Origin of the sequence: Janthinobacterium sp. LS2A, assembly GCF_036543145.1 — a bacterium.
Lineage (GTDB): Bacteria > Pseudomonadota > Gammaproteobacteria > Burkholderiales > Burkholderiaceae_D > Janthinobacterium > Janthinobacterium aestuarii.
On record NZ_JAZHPB010000005.1, the window covers coordinates 30,757 to 48,899 of the forward strand.

Below are 18,143 nucleotides of genomic sequence, written 5' to 3' on the forward strand. Positions count from 1 at the left end.
CCGCCGCTTCTTGCGGCACCTGCAAAACTACGTAGGTCGGATTAGCGCGCAAGCGCGTAATCCGACACAAGGTTGGCGCATGCCGGATTACACACGAAAAAAATGGCGGCGGACCGAAGTCCGCCGCCATTTTTACGTCATGCAGCCAACGATTACTGTTTGATGGCTTCGATGGCGAATGTCAACGTCACGTCATCGCTGACGGCTGGCGCATATTTGCCGGCGTTGAATTCCGAGCGCTTGATCTTGGCGGTGGCGTTGGCGCCGCAAGCGTCTTTCTTCAGCATCGGGTGCGGTGCGCAGGCGAACGAAGTGACGGTCAGGGTGACTGGCTTGGTCACGCCTTTCAGGGTCAGGTTGCCTTCAACGGAGGCCAGCTTGTCGCCGTCGAAATTGAACTTGGTCGATTTGTAGGTGGCGACAGGATACTTGGCCGTGTCGAGGAAGTCTTCGCCCTGGATGTGCGAGTTGAACAGGGTCGAGCCCGTGTCGACGGACTTGGTGTCGATCAGCACTTCGACGGCGCCTGTCTTGGCTGCGCGGTCCAGCGTGACCTTGCCGGTGGTGTTATTGAAACGGCTTTGCTGCGTCGAGAAGCCCATGTGGGTGTACTCGAAACGGGGGAAAGTGTGGCTGCCATCGATGACATAGACTTCTGGAGCGGCAAAAGCGGACAGCGAGAAGCCGGCGGCGGCGATAAAAGCGAGCAGTTTTTTCATAATGGATTCCTGATAGGAGTGGAGGATGTCAAAACCGCAAGCAGCTGCAGGCGGGAAACGCTGCGGCTGATTGTCTGGCTTCAGTTGCAACAGATTATGCATGGCATGAAGATCGATGTAAAACGGAAAATATACCTAGTTAGCATCGAAAAAATCGATAATAAGAACAATGATGTCCATGACAGCGTCTTCTGCTGCCGATTATTGTCTGCATTGCCAAAAATATCCAGCGTTATCAAATTCATAGATGAGAATGATTCTTGTTATTATTCTGTGCAATGGTTATCATCACGGCCCTGGCGCGTATGCAACGGCGCCTTGATTCATCCATAATAGAGCAGAACACAGCACAGAAAAAACATGACGGCCACCCGCCAAGATACGCGCACCTTGAACGCACTTCCCACCGCCTCCACGCCCCGCAGCCAGGGCCTGACCGCCGGCGCCCTCGCCTGATGCGGGAGCCGCACGCCCAGCCGCCATTGCGCGAAGCGCACGGCGTGCGCCTGCGCCGCTGGGCCTGGACCGCCGCCGGCGCCCTGATGGTGCTGCTGGGGATCATCGGCGCCATGCTGCCCGTCATGCCGACGACGATTTTCCTGATCCTCGCCCTGGCCTGCTTCAGCCGCGCTTCGCCGCGCCTCGAGCACTGGCTGCTGCACCATCCCCGCTTCGGTCCGCCGCTGCGCCAGTGGCGCGAACACCGTGCCGTTTCGCGGCGCGGCAAGGCCATGGCTTGCCTGGGCATGGCCATCGGCTTTGTCGCCATGTGCCTGGGCCACCCGCCGTGGTGGGTCATCGCCATGGTGGGCGCCATGGAAATCGCCGTCCTCGTCTACCTGCTGCGGCGTCCCGAAGGCCCTGCCGCCAGCGGGGCAGAATCTGCCCGCGAAGAGGGTAATAGCGGGCAGTAAACCGCCCTGCCCGCCTCCAAAAAACGGCAAGTGAGCCGAACTGCACATAAAAGCACTGCGATGCATCCGCAGGGCGCGGCGAACTTTTCACCAAGATCCGGTGTCTTCGCGCCCCTCCACGTGATTAAATTCGGCAAGAACGCCGCTTTCCCGCTTTTTCAACCAACAAACACGCGCATAGACATTATTTGCATATTCAAAGCAAGATTCTGTCGTAGGAGTAATAACATGATCGGAGGTATACTACGCAACCGACGTAACAGGCTGGGCGATTTGGCCCCTGCAAGCGCGCCTGTCACGGTCCAATAAAAAAGGAAACACTGCATGACCACACCACACCGTACGCCGGTGATTCGCATCGATGGCGCGAACAAGACCTTCGCGCTGCCCAAAGGCGAACAATTCCACGCGGTCAAATCGGTCACGCTGGAAGTCTATCCCGGTGATATTTTCGGCCTGATCGGCAAGAGCGGCGCCGGCAAATCGACCCTGCTGCGCCTGATTAACCTGCTTGAGCGCCCTGACAGCGGCACCATTACCGTGGCCGGGCGCGAACTGACACGCCTGGGCAAGAGCGAATTGCGCGACGCGCGCCAGAATATCGGCATGATTTTCCAGCAGTTCAATCTGCTGCAAAACGCCAGCGTCTTCGACAACGTCGCCTTCCCCCTGAAAATCCATGGCACGACCAAGGGCGAGCAGATCGCCGCCAGGGTCGAGGAATGCCTGGCGCTCGTCGGCCTGTCCGACAAGCTGCACAGCTATCCGGCGCAATTGTCCGGCGGGCAGAAGCAGCGCGTAGCGATTGCCCGCGCCCTGGCCAGCCACCCCGACGTGCTGCTGTGCGACGAGCCGACGTCCGCGCTGGACGCGGAAACGACGCGCGCCCTGCTCGACACCCTGCGCGACATCAATGCGCGCCTGGGCGTGACCATCGTCATCGTCAGCCATGAGCTGTCGGTGCTGGGCGCCATCTGCAACCGCGTCGCCGTCGTGGAAAAAGGCGCCATCGCCGAACAATTCGATCTGAGCGACACGGCCACCCCGCGCAAGACGGCGCTGGGACGCGAGCTCGCTTATTACGGCACCGAGGCGTTTGAAGCCACCGCATGGAAGGATGCAACACATGTTTGAAGAATCGATCAATAACGTCATCAACCTGCTGCCGGAAATCTGGGTGGCGCTGGGCCAGACCATGACCATGCTGGGCATTGGTCTCACGGCCGCCATCCTGATCGGCGGCCCGCTGGGCATCCTGCTGTTCCTCGTGTCGGAAGGCCAGTCGCTGGAAAACCGCCCGCTGTCGATGATCCTCGGCTGGCTGGTGAATACCGTGCGCAGCTTCCCCTTCATCATTCTGCTGGTCGCCCTGACGCCGTTTACGCGCATCATCGCGGGCACCTCGATCGGCCCACTGGCAGCTGCCGTGCCGCTGTCGTTTGCCGCCATCCCCTACCTGGCGCGCCTGGTGGAACAGAACCTGCGCGAAGTGCCGCGCGGCGTGATCGAAGCGGCGCACGCCATGGGCGCGTCGGAAATGCAGATCATCTTCCGCGTACTGCTGGTCGAAGCGCGTTCCGGCCTCGTGCTGGCGCTGACCGTGCTGTCGATCAGCTTCCTGTCGTATTCGGCCGTGGCCGGCGTGGTGGGCGGCGGCGGCATCGGCGACCTGGCCATCCGCTACGGCTACTACCGCTTCGAGACGGACATCATGGTCGCCACCGTGGCCATCCTGATCGTGCTGGTGCAAACCATCCAGTTCGCCGGCACGCGCATCGCCAAGCGCCTCGACAAACGTTAATTCATTTCAGTATTTCAGTACAAGGAAAAGCATGAACCACATTCGCCGCACCCTGCTCGTCGCCGCCACCAGCCTGGCCTTCGCCACCGCCGCACACGCCAAGGACCCGAAAGAACTCGTCATCGGCACCAGTTCCGGCCCCTACTCGGACCAGCTGAAACTGGGCATCAAGCCTATCCTGGAAAAACAGGGCTACAAGGTCAAGATCGTGGAATTCAACGACTACGTGCAGCCGAACTACGCGCTGGCCGAAGGCTCGCTGGACGCCAACGTGTTCCAGCACATCGTGTATCTGACCAAGTTCGCCACCGATAACAAGCTGCCATTGAGCCCCTTGATCACCGTGCCGACCATGCCGATCGGCCTGTACGGCGGCAAGCAGAAGTCCCTGGCCGACGTGAAGAACGGCGCCACCATCACCATGCCGAACGACCCGACCAACCAGGCGCGCGCGCTGGTGATGCTGGCCAAGATGGGCTGGATCAAACTGAAACCGAACGTCGACCCGCTGCGCGCGTCCGAACGCGACGTGCTGGAAAATCCGAAGAAGCTGAAACTGGTGCCGCTGGAAGCGGCGCAGCTGCCACGCTCGCTGGCGGACGCCGACTACGCTTTCGTCAACGGTAACTTCGCCCTGGCCGCCGGCATGAAGCTGACGTCGGCCCTCGCCGTGGAAAAGATCTCGGACAGCTACATCAACCTGGTTGCCATCCGCACGGCCGACAAGGCCAAGCCATGGGTCAAGGACCTGGAAGCGGCCTACCGCTCGCGCGCCTTCCTCGACGCGACGAACAAGTATTTGGCCGGCTACGAAAAGACGGACTACCAGCTGGCGCTGGAAAAAACGCTGAAAAAATAAAGCGGCACATGCCATGCAAAAAGACGGCCAGGTTCACACCTGGCCGTCTTTTTTATTGTCCGCGCCGCATGGGCGCAGCCGGTCACTGCTTAGAAGCGGTAGCCGACACCGACACCGATCAGGAGAGGATCGACCTTGACTTCGCTGGCCTTGGCGCCACCGATGAAGACGTCGCTGCGGATCTGCACTTTCTTGATGTCGAAGTTCAGGGACCAGTTTTTATCCAGTTTGTAGTCGACACCGGCTTGCAGCGAGTAACCCCAGCTGTCGTGCTCCAGGCGGCCGGCGCCGTTCAGCAATTTCACGTCGGAGATATTCGTGTAGTTGATGCCGGCACCCACGTAAGGGCTGAACTGTTTTTCAGGCATGAAGTGGTATTGCAGCGACAGGGTCGGTGGCAAATGCTTGAAGGTACCGATATTGTTACCATCGAGCTTGACGTCATGCTTTTGCGGGTAAGTCAGGATCAGCTCGGCAGCGATATTCGGGGTGAAGAAGTACGAAATATCGATTTCAGGAATCGTCTTGCTGCTGACCGTCAAACGGTCGGATGCACCGACGCCACCAACAGGAGCAGATTTATCGGCCGGATCGAGGTGCACGGCGCGCGCACGGACCAGCCATGGGCCTTCCTGTGCCATTGCGTTGCTGGCGAATGCGCCGATGGCGGTCAGGACGATTGCTGCTGCAGTTGCGGACTTTTTCATTCTAGTTCCCTCTTTTTGTCGTTAAGTAACGCTGCGAAGTCTAAGATTGCAGTGCAACAAAAACTTTGATCCACATCAAATAGTGCTAGATGGCATCACTAGAGGGATTTTTTCCTTTACCCAGGTCAAGAAAATGCCGCAGCGCGTCAATTCGCCTCGGCAAACACGCTGGCGACCCAGTCGGCAAACACGCGTACGCGTCGCGACAATTGCCGGTGATGGGGATACAGCACGGACACGGGCAGCGGGTCGGGACGCAAGTCCCGCAGCACTTCCACCAGCTCGCCCGCAGCTAGCGCCGATTCAAGGTGATACCGGGGCGCCTGAATCAGGCCCATGCCCGCGCGGCAGCAGGCGTGGTACGCGTCCGCATTGTTGACGGACACCGTGCCCGGCAAGGCCACGCTGTGCCGCTGCCCATCCACCTTGAAATCGAAGGGCCAGACCTTGCCCGTTTGGGCGGAAAAGAAATTGACGGCGCGGTGGCCCGCCAGTTGCGCCAAATTTTCCGGCGTGCCGTGTGCGGCCAGGTAGGCGGGACTGGCGCAGGTAAGCTGTTCGAGCAACGCCACCCTGCGCGCCACCATCGACGAGTCGCCCAGTTCGCCCACGCGCAGCACGCAATCGACGCCTTCGCGCACCAGGTCGACGAGGCGGTCGCCCATGCCGATTTCCAGTTCGATCAAGGGATAGCGGGCGCAGAACTGGTCCAGCACGGGCATGACGAAATGCATGGCCAGGGTCGCGTGCAAGTCGATGCGCAGCTTGCCGGCCGGCTGCTGCGCCGCCGAGGAAAACACGGCTTCCGTTTCTTCCAGGTCCGCCAGCAAGCGCACGCAGCGCTGGTAATACGCTTCGCCATCGGGCGTGGGCGTGACTTGCCGCGTGGTTCGCTGCAGCAGGCGCACGCGCAGCCGCGCTTCGAGCTGCTTGATCGCATGCGTGACCGTCGCTTTCGGGTAGCCGAGGTCATGCGCCGCCTGCGTGAAACTGCGTAACTCGACGATGCGCGTAAATATCCGCATCGCATCAAATCGGTCCATGCCGTGCTCCATTGTTATTCCCTGGTGCACAGTGTAGCGATTCAACGGGTATTTTTCGATTCTTCATGATAACTGCCGGCACAAGTTGCCCGCCACGCAATCGCCACTTGCGCCGATATCACTGGATTGCCGCCTGCCCGCGCAGCATACTATTCCAGCTCACACGATACAAATGAGAATAGTAATGATTATCATTTGCGATATAATGAATGACCTCGCTAGGCGACTACAAAAAAGGAATGGGAGACATGGATATATTGAGGGAACTGCGTGAATCGGGCTTGAAAGTGACCATCCCCCGCTTGCGGATTCTGCAGCTGTTTCAAGAAGGCACGATCAAGCACCTGAGTGCGGACGATGTCTACAAACTCTTGCTGGCCGAAAAAATCGACGTGGGCCTGGCCACCATCTACCGCGTGCTGATGCAGTTTGCCGAAGCGGGCATCCTGTTTCGCCGCCACTTCGAATCGGGCCACGCCGTCTTCGAACTGAACGAAGGCCAGCACCACGACCACCTCGTTTGCACCGGCTGCGGCAAGGTCGACGAATTCGTCGATGAAGGCATCGAACTGCGCCAGAACGAAATCGCCGCCGAGCGGGGCTTCGTGCTGCACGAGCACGCGCTGTCGCTGTACGGCACCTGCGCCGAGTGCACGGCGAAGAAAGTCCCGCCGCGCAAAGCGTCCTGAGGCAGCGCGCAAGCTAGCGCCTGGCAAGCCAGCTGCGCTACACTGCGTACGCCGCAGCTCGATAAAAGGACAAGGACAAGCATGTACATCGGAGAAATCGCCCGCCTGGCGGGCACCTCGCCCAAGGCCTTGCGCCACTATGAAGCGCTGGGCTTGCTGGGGGACGTGCGCCGCTCGGGCGCCTATCGCGTCTACACGCAGCAAGACCTGGCGCAAGTGAAGCTGATACGCCAGGCGCAGGTCCTGGGCTTCCGCCTGGCCGAACTGCTGCCCGTCCTGGCCGGCGACGACACGGACTGGGCCGCCCTGTCGCAGCACATCGCCGCCAAGCGCGCGCAGGTGCGGCAGGATATCGCCCGCCTGCGCCAGCTCGACGCGCAATTGGCCGACATCGACACGGAAATCGGCGACTGCCTGGCACGCCAGCGTCTGCAAGAGGCCGCTTGACTCTGCCACTAGGGGCAGGCTTTAGCATGCAAGCTCTTCTTTAACGGACAGCCTGCATCATGACCAAGACGACACCCAAGCGCATTTTGATACTCCTCGGCCACCCGTCCAGCGACAGCTTTTGCGCCGCCCTGGCCGATGCCTACGCCGCCACGGCCCGCAGCGAAGGCCACACCGTGCGCGAGCTGCGCCTGGGCCAGCTCGACTTCGATCCCATCCTGCACGAAGGCTACCGCCAGGTGCAGCCGCTGGAAGCGGACTTGCTGGCGGCGCAGGAAGCCATCAGCTGGGCCGAACACCTAGTGTTCGCCTACCCGATCTGGTGGGGCGGCGCGCCGGCCCTGCTGAAGGGCTTTGTCGACCGCGTCTTCCTGCCCGGCTACGCCTTCAAATATCGCCCGGGCAAGGCATTCCCGGCGCAGCTGCTGCTGGGCCGCACGGCCCAGCTGCTGGTGACGATGGATACGCCGCCCTGGTATTTCCGCTGGGTCTACCGCATGCCCGGCATCCACCAGCTGCGCAAGACGACGCTGGAATTTTGCGGCATCAAGCCCGTCAAGGTGGCCAGCTTCGGTCCCATTTTGAACGCCACCGAGCCGCAGCGCGCGCGCTGGCTGGAACAGGCGCAGGCGCTGGCCCGGCGCCTGTAAGTTGCTTGCCATGCAGCCATCTTGCATACGGTTTTGACAAGCTGGTAATCAAGCCGTCATATTCAAAGGCTACCATGATGATATTGCCTGTTTGTCAGTCGCCTTGCTCTCGCGACAACAAGGGTCCGACCGTCATCTAAAGGTAGCCGCTGTGGAGTTCAACGCTTCTCGATTGCATCTTCCCCGTTATCGCACGTCCGTGGCGTCCGACCTGTGCATCGCCACGGAATCCGTGCAGGCCGACGCCAGCAATTTCGCCGTGCTGGAACTGTTCACGGAACGGCGCGACATGATGAGCCTGCCCGTCACGGAACAGCACAAGCCCATCGGCTTGATCAGCCGTAACATCTTCATGTCGCAGATGTCCAAGCCCTTTTATCACGAGGTGTACGGCAAGAAGAGCTGCATCGCCTTCATGGACAAGGAACCGCTGATCGTCGACGGCGCCATGAGCATCGAAGACCTCACCTTCCGCGCCGTGGAAGCGGGCGAGAAGGCGCTGGCCGACGGCTTCATCATCACCGAAGATGGCGCGCTGGCCGGCGTGGGCTTCGGCTTGCAGCTGATGAACGTGGTCGCTACCATGCAGGCGGAAAAGAACCGGCAGATCATGCACAGCATCGATTACGCCAGCGTGATCCAGCGCGCCCTGCTGCGCACCTCCGATGCGGAACTGCGCGCCACCCTGCCCGACGCGCACCTGGAATGGCAGCCGCGCGACGTCGTCGGCGGCGACTTCTACTTTTTCGAACGCCACGCGGGCGGCTGGTTCGCCGCCATCGCCGACTGCACGGGCCACGGCGTGCCAGGCGCCTTCATGACCTTGATCGCCTCGTCGGCCCTGAGCCAGGCCCTGCGCGAACTGGGGCCGCACGATCCGGCCGCCCTGATCGGCGCCGTCAGCCGCGCCATCAAGACCTTGCTGGGCCAGGATGGCGCCAGCACCGGCCACCACGCCGGCTCGAATGACGGCATGGATTGTGCCTTTTTGTGCTACGACACGGCCAGCGCCAGCCTGCGTTTCGCGGGGGCGAAACTGGCGCTGCACGTGGTCGCGCCGGGCGAGGACAGCGTGCGCGCCATCGACGGCGCGCGCATGGGCGTGGGCTATGTCGACACGCCGGCCGGCTACTGCTGGCACAACGAGACGCTGGCGATTCCCGCCGGCAGCCTGCTGTTCCTCACCACCGACGGCTTGCTCGACCAGATCGGCGGCGCGCGCGACATCGCCTACGGCAAGCGGCGCATGCGCGAGCAGTTGCTGGCGCGGCGCGACGCTCCCGCCGGCGACGTGGCGGCGGCCCTGCTGCAGGACAGCGCCGCCTGGCAGGGAGCGCAGCCGCGCCGCGACGACCTGACCTTTTTCTGTTTCCGCCTGTAGTTTTGGCGCCATCGAGCCACCTTATCAACAAGAAACCGGGTCACCGGCTAGCCAGGAGCACGGACGTGCTGTACGAAGAATTCAACGAGTTTTGGGATGTGGCACGCAAGCGCAACATCATCTTTTTTTACGTGGGCTATTTCTCGCAGCACGTGGTGAACGCCATTTCCGAAACCATCAAGGCGCGCCTCGACACGGCCGGCGCGGCCGGGCCCACGCGGCGGCGCATCTTTTCCTCGTTCATCGAGATGTCGCAAAACATCATGCACTATTCCGCGGACAGCCTGACGCCCGATGCGCAGCTGGACCAGCAGATGCGGCGCGGCTCGTTTTGCATCGGCACGCGCGGCGACAGCTTTTTTCTGCTGTGCGCCAATCCCGTCTCGACGGACAACGTGGCGCAGATCCGCGCCCGCCTGGAACCGCTGCACACGATGACGATGGAGGAAATCCGCCTCGCCTACAAGAAGGCCCTGCGCGAGGAAGCGCCGGCCGACAGCAAGGGCGCGGGCCTGGGCTTTCTCACCATGGCGCGCGACGCCAGCGAGCCGCTGGAATTCGAATTCGTCCAGGATGCCCAGGAGCCGGGCCACACCATCTTCTGCATCAAAGCCATCATTTGAAAGAGCCGACTCAGGAAAGCATATGCAATTACCGTCACCACTGTTCATCGCCGCGACCCCGAGTTCGCCCGAAATCGACTTCCGTTTCGAGCAGCACACCCTGTCGATCAAGGGCGAGTCGTATCCGGAAAACGCGGCCGCCTTCTATGGCCCGCTGATCGCCGCCGTCCGCGCCTATCTGGAAGGCTGCCGCGAAGCGGCCATCACCGTCAACGTCTCGCTGGCCTACTTCAACAGCTCGAGCACGAAGATGCTGTTTACCCTGTTCGACACCCTGAACCAGGCGGCCGTCGACGGCAACCAGGTACGCCTGAACTGGTACCACGACGAGGACGACGACACCATCCTGGAATTCGGCCAGGAGCTGCAGCAGGACTTCACGGCGCTGGACTTCCACGACCATCCCGTGCAGGGCAGCTAGGACATGCGTGCCGCCCTCTGCGAGTCCGGCCTGGAGCCCGACCTGTTCACCGTGGAAGCGGCGGCGCTGGCTGCCGCGCGCCGCATGCACGCCGACGCCAATGCCTCGGGCGCGGAACAGCGGCGCGTGCTCGGTGAACTGATCGTCCACTACGAGCGGCTGATGCGCGAGACGCGGCGCCTGATCGGCCGCAGCGACCGCGCCGAGCGCGACATGCATCTGCTGAACCGTCAATTGCAAACCCTGGCCGGCCAGCTAGAATACCGTGCCACGCACGACCCGCTGACGGGCGCCCTGAACCGCGGCGCCGTCATCGACCACGCGTCGCGCTGCCTGGCGCAGGGCGACATGGCGCTGATCGTGCTCGATATCGACCTGTTCAAGCAGGTCAACGACGACTTCGGCCACCCGGCCGGCGACGGCGTGATCCAGGCCGTGGTCGACTGCCTGAAGGGGCTATTGGGACAGGAAACGGCCATCGGCCGGGTCGGCGGCGAAGAATTTTCCGTCGTCTGGCCCACCTCCTCGCGCGACGACGCGGCGCAAGTGGCGCAGCGCATCTGCGAGACGGTCGGCCGCCAGCGCCATGCGGCGCCCATCACGCGCGCCATCACCGTCAGCGTGGGTCTGAGCTGGAACCGCGCCGGCACGCCGTTCGAGACGGCCTACAGCCATGCAGACCAGGCCTTGTACCAGGCCAAGCGCGAAGGACGCAACTGCGTGCGCCAATGGCTGGAGAGCTGAATCAGTGCACTGAATCAGCGCAGCTGTTCGCGCGCCATGCTGCCGTCGCGGCGCATGGCGGCCGCCGCGCGCTGCATGGCCGCCACCTGCGCATCGGGCAATTGCTTGTTACAGGCGAGGTAAGTCTGCACGCGGTTGAAGGTCAGCAGCGGCACCAACTTGCCCTCCCACTCCTTGCCGACGAAAGGCTTGCTGCCCACCGCCATGCCGACGGCCCACAGGTCGATGCGCCCCAGCAGCAGCTTTTGCGGATTGAGCCACTCCTGCGTCACGGGCGCCACGTTCATGCCGCGCTGGCGCAGGTAATCGTCGCGCGCGTCGCCGAGCACCGTGCCGATCACCAGGCCGCGCGCATCGGCCAGCGTGCGCAAGGTGAGGTGCCGCTCGGCCAGGCCATACAGTATCCATTCCGCTTCGTTGAGGGGGCCGATCCAGCGAAATTGCGCTTCGCGTTCCTGCGTACGGCTGGTGGAAAAAATGCAGGTGTCGGCTTCGCGCAGCGCCTGCGCATACGCGCGCTTCCACGGCAGCAATTCGATGCTGTAGGCGATACCGGCGCGCGCCATGATGCCGCGCACCTTGAGCGTTTCACGCCCCACGACGACATTGCCTTCCATCATGCTCGATGGCGGCAAATGCTCGCCGACGATGCGCAGGCCGGCCGCGGCGGCCAGCGCCGGCATCAGCAGCGCCGCTGCCAGCAGCCGTGCCATGCTTGCTTGTTTCATGCTTGCTTTCTTCTGCTACAGGGGATTCAAGCCGATGTTACCATCGGCCCGCACTGGCATCGCCGCATATGGGCAATTCAATCAACTATTTTCGGCAGCGTGGCAACAAGCCAACGCCAGCAGAACGCCATGCGGGAGGGAATGGGAAGAAAGTAACTGGCGGAAAACAGTAGGAGTCGAACCTACGGGAGAACGTCTGACGCCCTCCACCGGGTTTGAAGCCCGGCCACATCACCGGATGAGTGTGCTTTCCGCGGTGCCTGAGCTAGCTGCTGGGCAAGGCTGCCGTATAGGACCACAGCGCTTGCGGGCGCAATAGATGCCCATTGCCAACACGGCGAGTATAACCGACGCGGTCAAAGAATTCCAAGACCTGGATCGCCCGCTTGCGGCCCAGGCCGCTGGCGTCGCGGAAGGCGGCCGCGCCGACGGCGCCGGCACCGGACGACAGGCCTTCGTCCAGCTCCGCTTTTTCGGTCAGGGTGCGTACCAGTTGCGCCAGCTCGGCCAGCGCCGCCTGGTGATAGAACAGGTCGTGCACGACCTGGCTGATCTGGCCTGCCTTGGCAAGTTTGCGCAACAGCCTGCGCGTCTCGTCCTCGGCCAGGCCGAAGCTGCGCGCCAGGTCGCGCGTCCACGGCGGATCGGCTCGCCCCTGCTCCAGCGCGGCCAGCAAGGGTTCGGCCACCGATTGCTCCTGCGGCGTCAGCTCCACGCTGTGCGTCGGCAAGTGCAGGCTGGCACCGCGCGCCAGGAGCTCGCCGCGCGCCAGCAAGCCTTCGACCAGATGGCTCCACAAGGCGTCTTCCATCTCCGCGTCGACGATGCGTTTCAGCCGCCACAGTTCCGGCCCCGCCTCGTCGGGCGCGCGCGAGTGGAAGATTGCCAGAGCTTCCAGCACCCGCTCCTGCAGCGCCAGCAAGGCCGGCGGCGCCACCAGCAAGGCGTCGCCGCCGCGCAGGACGATGCGCCGCGTGTCGGACGGCAGCGCCAGGGCGTCAGCCGGCAGCAGGGACAGGCGCACGAGCAGCGACTCGCGCAGCCCCAGCGGGCTTTGCGCCAGCAGGGCCGCATAGTCGCCTTGCGCGATGAAGGCGGCCAGCGCATCGAGCCATGCCAGCCTGGCGGGGCTGCGGCGCTTGCGCGCGGGGCCGAACGGATCTAGCACCATGCCACCGCCAATGGTCTGCGTCGCTTGCGCATTGCGCACGACGAAGCGGTCGCCCGGCACGCCGTGCATGGGGGCGTCGAACACCAGCTGTACTCTTCCCGTCTGTCCCGGCGACAGGGTCTCGCCATCAAGCATGACGGCGCGCGCCAGCTGGTGCGCCGCGCCCAAGTGCACATGCAGCGGCGACCAGGCTTTCAGCTGCACGCCCGCGTCGGGCAGCAAGGTCAGTTCCACGTCGAGGCGCTCGGAGCACTGCGCCAGCTCGGGCGCGACGATCCAGTTGCCCCGCTCGATGCGCTCGCGGTCGATGCCGGCCAGGTTCAGCGCCAGGCGCTGGCCCGCCATGCCCGTTTCGGCCGCGCGGTTCTGCGCATGGATGCTGCGCACCCGGGCCTGCGCGCCACCGGGCGCCAGCTGCAGCATGCCGCCCACCTGCGCGCGTCCCGCCAGCGCCGTGCCGGTGACGATGGTGCCCTGGCCCGACAAGGTGAACACGCGGTCCACGCCCAGGCGGAACAAACGCCGCTCGTCGCGTTGCGGCAAGCTGCACGCCACTTGCGTCAGATGCGCGAGCAAGGCGGCCACGCCGGCATCGTCATCGCGATGGGCGGCAGTGGGAAAGATCGGACTGCCCGCCAGCGGCGTGCCGGCCAGCAGCGCCTCGATGTCGGCCTCCACCTGCGCCACGCGGGCGCCATCAGCGCGGTCGATCTTGGTCAGCGCCACGGCGCCGCGCGTCACACCGAGCAGCTGCAAGATGGCCAGGTGCTCGTGCGTCTGCGGCATGATGCCGTCGTCGGCCGCCACCACGAGCAGGGCGAAGTCGATGCCCGTCACGCCGGAAGCCATGGTGCGGATGAATTTTTCGTGGCCCGGCACGTCGATCACGCCCAGCACCGTGCCGTCCGCCAAGGGCAGATAGGCGTAGCCCAGTTCAATCGAAATGCCGCGCGCCTGTTCTTCCTTCAGGCGGTCCGTGTGCACGCCCGTCAGCGCGCGCGTGAGGGTGGTCTTGCCATGGTCGATATGGCCTGCGGTGCCGACGATCATGCGGACAACTCGGCGAGTTGCGCGGTGAAGGCCGTCTCGTGCGCCGCTTCCAGGCAGCGCAGGTCCAGCCACAGAGTGTCCTGACCGATGCGCCCGATCACGGGGCACGGCAAGGCGCGCAAACGCTGTTCCAGCACGCCCAAGGGATTGCTCAAGCGCGAGCCGGGCGCGCTGCGAATGGCCAAACCAAAGCTGGGCAGCTGGTCGACGGGCAAGGCGCCGCTGCCGATCTGGCTTTTCATGGCTTCGGCGGTGACCACATAGTCGGCACCGAGTACGCTTTGCAGCAGCGGCAGCACGGTTTCCGCCTGCGCGCGCATGGCGGCGGCGGGACGCGTCAGCAAACGCAAGGTGGTCAGCCGTTCAGCCAGCAAGTCCGGCGCGCGGTACAGCTGCAGCACAGGGGCCAGTGCGGCCAGGGTCAGCTTGCCGACCCTCAGTGCCCTTTTCAATGGGTTGCGCTTGATCTTCGCGATCAAGTCTGCCCGCCCGACGATGACGCCGCACTGCGGGCCACCCAGCAATTTGTCGCCGCTGAAGGTCACCAGGTCGGCGCCCGCTTCAATGGTTTCGCGCACCGTCGTTTCATGCGGCAAGCCATACTGCGCCAGGTCGACCAGGGTGCCGCTGCCCAAGTCCACGGCCGTCGGCACGCCGTGTTTTACGGCCAGCGGCACGAGTTCGTCGAGCTCCACGCTTTTCGTGAAACCGGTAATCGCGTAATTGCTGCAATGGACCTTCATCAGCAAGGCCGTGTTCTCGTTCACGCCATGCGCGTAATCGGCCAGGTGCGTGCGGTTGGTACTGCCCACTTCGCGCAGCACGGCGCCCGCGCGCGTCATGACGTCGGGGATGCGGAAAGCGCCGCCGATTTCCACCAGCTCGCCGCGCGAGACGACGACCTCCTTGTTCTGCGCCAGAGTGTTCAACATCAGCAGCACGGCGGCCGCGTTGTTGTTGACGATGGTGGCCGCTTCGGCGCCCGTCAGTTCGCGCAGCAGTTCCTCGACCAGGTCGTCGCGGTCGCCGCGCTTGCCCGTTTCCAAGTCAAATTCCAGATTCATCGGCCACTGCAGCGCTTCCACCACGGCTTGCACGGCCGTATCGGGCAACAATGCGCGGCCCAGGTTCGTGTGCAGCACGGTGCCCGTCAGGTTGAAGACGGCGCGCAGCTGCGGACGCGCTTGCGCTAGCAGCCGTTCGTCCATTTGCGCGGCGATGGCGGCAATCGATGCGCCCTCTTCGCACACTGCGCCCGCCAGCATGGCCGTGCGCAGTTCGGCCAGCACCGCGCGCGCGCAGGCCAGGGTCTGCACGCGGCCGTAGTGTGCTATCAGGTCCAGGCAAGCCGCGTCGCCCAGGATGCGGTCTACCGACGGCAGGCGCACGGTTTGCCCCGTCGTCATGACGGCTGATCCGAGCTTTTACCCAGCCACAGCAGCGGATTGCCGCTGGCGCGCTGGTAGCCCGCTTCGCCCACCAGCAGGTCGAGCATCAGGCTGGCCAGGTCGTCGGCCAGCGGTTCGACGTTGTAATCGTGTTCCTGGTTGAAGACTTTTCGATAGGTATGGCAGTCGTCGCAGGTTTCCGCGCGCGCCACCTTCTTCGGATCGTTCGCCTTGTTGGGCAGCTTGTCGTCCTTGGCCGTCACGGGGTCGAACGGCTTGGCGTCGGCCGCGTCCAGGCCCTGGTAGGCGATCTTGCCATTCTGTTCGCACGTCGAGCACTTGACGCGCACCATATGCCATTCGCTTTCGCAAATGCCGCAGTGCAGATAGCGGTAGCCCTGCGACTGGCCGCCGATGCGGATCACGCTGGCGACCGGGTGCGAACCGCAGACGGGACACAGGGTGCCCGTTTCCAGGTCCGGCACGCGCGCGGCGCGCAATTCGCTGGCCGACACCGACCACAGGATTTGCAGGGCGGCCGCGACGAACGGCGCATGCATGGGATTGAGGTTGTCGCCGTTTTCATCGAGCACGGCATCGGCGCAGGCGTCCAGCGCTGGCGCATCGAGCGCGCGCAGCTGGGCCAGCACCTGCGTCAGGCCGCCGGATAATGCCGGCTGGCTTGCCGCCGTGGCGGCCAGTTCATCGAGCAGGCTGGCGAAAATGTCGCGCCAGACGGGTGGGCGGGCGCCGCTGACGGGCAGCACCGGCATGCGGTGCTGGATGGCGCGGCGCAGCGCGTCGGGGTCGGCGGCAGGCACGGCGCCGGGCGCCAGTTTTCCCACCACGGCCGCCTGCGCATCGGCCAGCGCGGCCATCAGCACCAGGTAGCCCTGCATGCCCGCGTCGACAGGGATGCCCTTGATGTTACCTTGCGCCAGTTCGCGCAGGCGCAAGGCGCGCGCCGTAAACAGGCTGCCAGGCTGCGGCAGCAGCAGGCGCGGAATCGCGTTGTGGTCCAGGCCTTCGATTTCGCCTGGCTGGAGTATGCGTTGTACCAATGGAGTTTTCCCATCAAAAAAGGCACAGCACGGCAAGCGGGTGTGACCATGCTGTCAAAGTATTTTAATCGATACAGTCATCGCAAGCCTCAAAGTAAAACAGGGGTCAGACCCGACGGGTCTGACCCCAGCTTTTGCACTTGCGGCAAAACGTACCCTAACTGCCTACTTTCTCGTATTGCGGATCACCGACTCAAACCACTTCGGATGGTGCTTGCGCGCCCAGCCGTAGGTGACGGTGCCGCGCACCATGGCGCCGGTCGAGCCCTTGACCCACAGGGCCGCGTAGATGTGCACGATGATGGCGCAGATGATGGCGAAGGCGCAACCGGCATGCAGCAAGGCGGCAAAGCGCACCACGTCGATCGGGAAATAGAACGCGAAATACGCGCGCCAGATCACGATGCCCGACAACAGCAAGCCGACCATGCTGGCCAGCAGCACGAAGAACAGGATCTTCTGGCCGGCATTGTATTTGCCGATCTTCGGAAGCTTTTCTTCGCGGTTATTGAGCACGTCGTCCATCTGTTTCAGCCACTGCTTGTCGCCGTCCTCGAACTTGTTGTGGTGCCAGAAGCGCACCACGAGGATCGCGAACGAGACGAACATCACCAGGCCGGCAAACGGATGCAGGATGCGCGTCCATTGCCCGCCGCCGAACAGATTCGCCAGCCACGCCATCGACGGATGGAACATGGCCAGCCCGGACAGGGCCAGCATGACGAAGGTGATGGCGGTCACCCAGTGATTCGTGCGCTCGTTCGGGTTGTAGCGTTCGATCAAGGGATTGCCATCCTTGTCGCGCAGCTTGCCATCGTGAAGTTCACTATGCTTCATGCTGTTCCTCCCGGATGCGCCTGGCCTCTTCCAGCGCTTCGTGCTCTTCGTCCTTGCTCACTTCGTTCGGACCGACACGCGTGTAATGGAACAGGCCTGCCAGGGCCGTGGCGGCCATACCGGCCACCGCCAGCGGCTTGGACCAGCCCTTCCAGAAGCCCACCATCGGGCTGATGCGCGGGCGTTCCGGCAAGTTCGAATACAGCTTCGGCTTGTCGGCATGGTGCAGCACGTACATCACGTGCGTGCCGCCCACGCCCAGCGGATCGTACAGGCCCGCGTTTTCGAAACCGCGCGACTTCAGGTCGACGATGCGCTCTTCCGCATGCACCTTCATGTCTTCCTTGGTGCCGAACACGATGGCGCCCGTCGGACACGTTTTCACGCAGGCCGGTTCCTGGCCCACGGCCACGCGGTCCGAGCACAAGGTGCACTTGTAGGCGCGGTCGTCCTTTTTCGAAATGCGGGGCACGTCGAAAGGACAGCCGGCCACGCAGTAGCCGCAGCCGATGCAGTTTTCCTGGTGGAAGTCCACGATGCCGTTCGTGTACTGCACGATGGCGCCCGGCGCCGGACAGGCCTTCAGGCAGCCCGGGTCCTCGCAGTGCATGCAGCCGTCCTTGCGGATAAGCCACTCGAGGTTGCCGTCGTTGTTTTCGTGTTCGGCAAAACGCATCACCGTCCACGATTGCGGCGTCAGGTCCGTCGGATTGTCATAGGTGCCATGGTTTTCGCCGACTTCGTCACGCAAGTCGTTCCATTCCATGCACGCCGTCTGGCAAGCCTTGCAGCCGATGCATTTCGACACATCGATCAGCTTGGCCACGGTGCCCGTCACCGGGCTGCGTGCTTGCGGCGGGGTCACCGTGGTAGCCGACAGGCGCCGGATATCTAAGGATTGCAGTGCCAT

The 18,143-nt window shown here is 63.4% G+C and carries 20 protein-coding genes and 1 tRNA gene; 11 read left to right on the plus strand and 10 right to left on the minus strand.

Translation table 11 applies throughout. The features are described from left to right. Positions 1–152 precede the first annotated feature (152 nt). Positions 153–719: a YceI family protein gene (locus V3C40_RS15410; RefSeq protein WP_034756709.1), complete on the minus strand. Its 567-nt coding sequence runs from the start codon at positions 717–719 to the stop codon at positions 153–155. 455 nt (positions 720–1,174) lie between these two features. Here V3C40_RS15410 and V3C40_RS15415 point away from each other — a divergent pair, with 455 nt between their 5' ends. The 4 genes from V3C40_RS15415 (at position 1,175) to V3C40_RS15430 (ending at position 4,293) form a co-directional block, all read left to right on the plus strand. Continuing rightward, positions 1,175–1,633, plus strand: coding sequence for a YbaN family protein (locus V3C40_RS15415; RefSeq protein ID WP_331777902.1), 459 nt, complete (start codon positions 1,175–1,177; stop codon positions 1,631–1,633). A gap of 324 nt (positions 1,634–1,957) precedes the next feature. Then, positions 1,958–2,767 carry a methionine ABC transporter ATP-binding protein gene (locus V3C40_RS15420; protein ID WP_139089807.1) on the plus strand — a complete coding sequence of 270 codons (810 nt, stop codon included), beginning with the start codon at positions 1,958–1,960 and terminating at the stop codon, positions 2,765–2,767. Further along, entirely contained in the window at positions 2,760–3,434 is a 675-nt protein-coding gene (locus V3C40_RS15425) for a methionine ABC transporter permease (protein WP_035820173.1), read from the plus strand. Before V3C40_RS15420 ends, V3C40_RS15425 begins: the two co-directional genes overlap by 8 nt. Positions 3,435–3,465: 31 nt before the next feature. Next, positions 3,466–4,293 (plus strand): MetQ/NlpA family ABC transporter substrate-binding protein, encoded by an 828-nt coding sequence (locus tag V3C40_RS15430; protein ID WP_072452913.1) that lies wholly within the window; start codon positions 3,466–3,468, stop codon positions 4,291–4,293. An 89-nt stretch (positions 4,294–4,382) separates the two neighbouring features. Here V3C40_RS15430 and V3C40_RS15435 read toward each other — a convergent pair whose 3' ends face one another. Then, positions 4,383–5,000 (minus strand): OmpW/AlkL family protein, encoded by a 618-nt coding sequence (locus V3C40_RS15435; RefSeq protein WP_331777903.1) that lies wholly within the window; start codon positions 4,998–5,000, stop codon positions 4,383–4,385. A gap of 146 nt (positions 5,001–5,146) precedes the next feature. Beyond that, positions 5,147–6,043, minus strand: a complete 897-nt coding sequence (locus tag V3C40_RS15440) for a LysR family transcriptional regulator (RefSeq protein ID WP_331777904.1) — start codon at positions 6,041–6,043, stop codon at positions 5,147–5,149. 248 nt (positions 6,044–6,291) lie between these two features. Here V3C40_RS15440 and fur point away from each other — a divergent pair, with 248 nt between their 5' ends. The 7 genes from fur (at position 6,292) to V3C40_RS15475 (ending at position 10,998) form a co-directional block, all read left to right on the plus strand. After that, positions 6,292–6,732 carry a ferric iron uptake transcriptional regulator gene (gene fur / locus V3C40_RS15445; RefSeq protein ID WP_034756687.1) on the plus strand — a complete coding sequence of 147 codons (441 nt, stop codon included), beginning with the start codon at positions 6,292–6,294 and terminating at the stop codon, positions 6,730–6,732. 81 nt (positions 6,733–6,813) lie between these two features. Continuing rightward, the gene (locus V3C40_RS15450) at positions 6,814–7,179 is read left to right on the plus strand and encodes a MerR family transcriptional regulator (protein WP_034756684.1); all 366 of its coding nucleotides are present in this window, start codon (positions 6,814–6,816) and stop codon (positions 7,177–7,179) included. A gap of 59 nt (positions 7,180–7,238) precedes the next feature. Beyond that, positions 7,239–7,829, plus strand: a complete 591-nt coding sequence (locus V3C40_RS15455; protein ID WP_331777905.1) for an NAD(P)H-dependent oxidoreductase — start codon at positions 7,239–7,241, stop codon at positions 7,827–7,829. A 172-nt stretch (positions 7,830–8,001) separates the two neighbouring features. Continuing rightward, positions 8,002–9,210 carry a SpoIIE family protein phosphatase gene (locus V3C40_RS15460; RefSeq protein ID WP_175560444.1) on the plus strand — a complete coding sequence of 403 codons (1,209 nt, stop codon included), beginning with the start codon at positions 8,002–8,004 and terminating at the stop codon, positions 9,208–9,210. Between the two features lie 65 nt (positions 9,211–9,275). Then, entirely contained in the window at positions 9,276–9,833 is a 558-nt protein-coding gene (locus tag V3C40_RS15465) for a SiaB family protein kinase (RefSeq protein WP_331777906.1), read from the plus strand. Between the two features lie 22 nt (positions 9,834–9,855). Then, positions 9,856–10,254: a DUF1987 domain-containing protein gene (locus V3C40_RS15470; RefSeq protein ID WP_070222304.1), complete on the plus strand. Its 399-nt coding sequence runs from the start codon at positions 9,856–9,858 to the stop codon at positions 10,252–10,254. 3 nt (positions 10,255–10,257) lie between these two features. After that, positions 10,258–10,998, plus strand: coding sequence for a GGDEF domain-containing protein (locus tag V3C40_RS15475; protein WP_331777907.1), 741 nt, complete (start codon positions 10,258–10,260; stop codon positions 10,996–10,998). Positions 10,999–11,012: 14 nt separating this feature from the next. Here the strand turns inward: V3C40_RS15475 and V3C40_RS15480 are convergent, their stop codons facing one another. The 7 genes from V3C40_RS15480 to fdxH form a co-directional block, all read right to left on the minus strand. Then, positions 11,013–11,726 (minus strand): substrate-binding periplasmic protein, encoded by a 714-nt coding sequence (locus V3C40_RS15480; RefSeq protein ID WP_331777908.1) that lies wholly within the window; start codon positions 11,724–11,726, stop codon positions 11,013–11,015. 157 nt (positions 11,727–11,883) lie between these two features. After that, positions 11,884–11,979 (minus strand) — tRNA-Sec (locus tag V3C40_RS15485). Positions 11,980–11,991: 12 nt separating this feature from the next. After that, positions 11,992–13,947: a selenocysteine-specific translation elongation factor gene (gene selB, locus V3C40_RS15490; RefSeq protein ID WP_331777909.1), complete on the minus strand. Its 1,956-nt coding sequence runs from the start codon at positions 13,945–13,947 to the stop codon at positions 11,992–11,994. Next, positions 13,944–15,353 carry an L-seryl-tRNA(Sec) selenium transferase gene (gene selA, locus V3C40_RS15495; RefSeq protein ID WP_331777910.1) on the minus strand — a complete coding sequence of 470 codons (1,410 nt, stop codon included), beginning with the start codon at positions 15,351–15,353 and terminating at the stop codon, positions 13,944–13,946. The genes selB and selA overlap by 4 nt, the downstream gene beginning before the upstream one ends. After that, the gene (gene fdhE / locus V3C40_RS15500; RefSeq protein ID WP_034756667.1) at positions 15,350–16,396 is read right to left on the minus strand and encodes a formate dehydrogenase accessory protein FdhE; all 1,047 of its coding nucleotides are present in this window, start codon (positions 16,394–16,396) and stop codon (positions 15,350–15,352) included. The genes selA and fdhE overlap by 4 nt, the downstream gene beginning before the upstream one ends. A gap of 165 nt (positions 16,397–16,561) precedes the next feature. Further along, on the minus strand, positions 16,562–17,233 hold the full coding sequence (locus V3C40_RS15505; protein WP_331777911.1) for a formate dehydrogenase subunit gamma: 672 nt from the start codon (positions 17,231–17,233) through the stop codon (positions 16,562–16,564). Then, positions 17,223–18,143 carry a formate dehydrogenase subunit beta gene (gene fdxH / locus V3C40_RS15510; RefSeq protein ID WP_070305145.1) on the minus strand — a complete coding sequence of 307 codons (921 nt, stop codon included), beginning with the start codon at positions 18,141–18,143 and terminating at the stop codon, positions 17,223–17,225. Before fdxH ends, V3C40_RS15505 begins: the two co-directional genes overlap by 11 nt.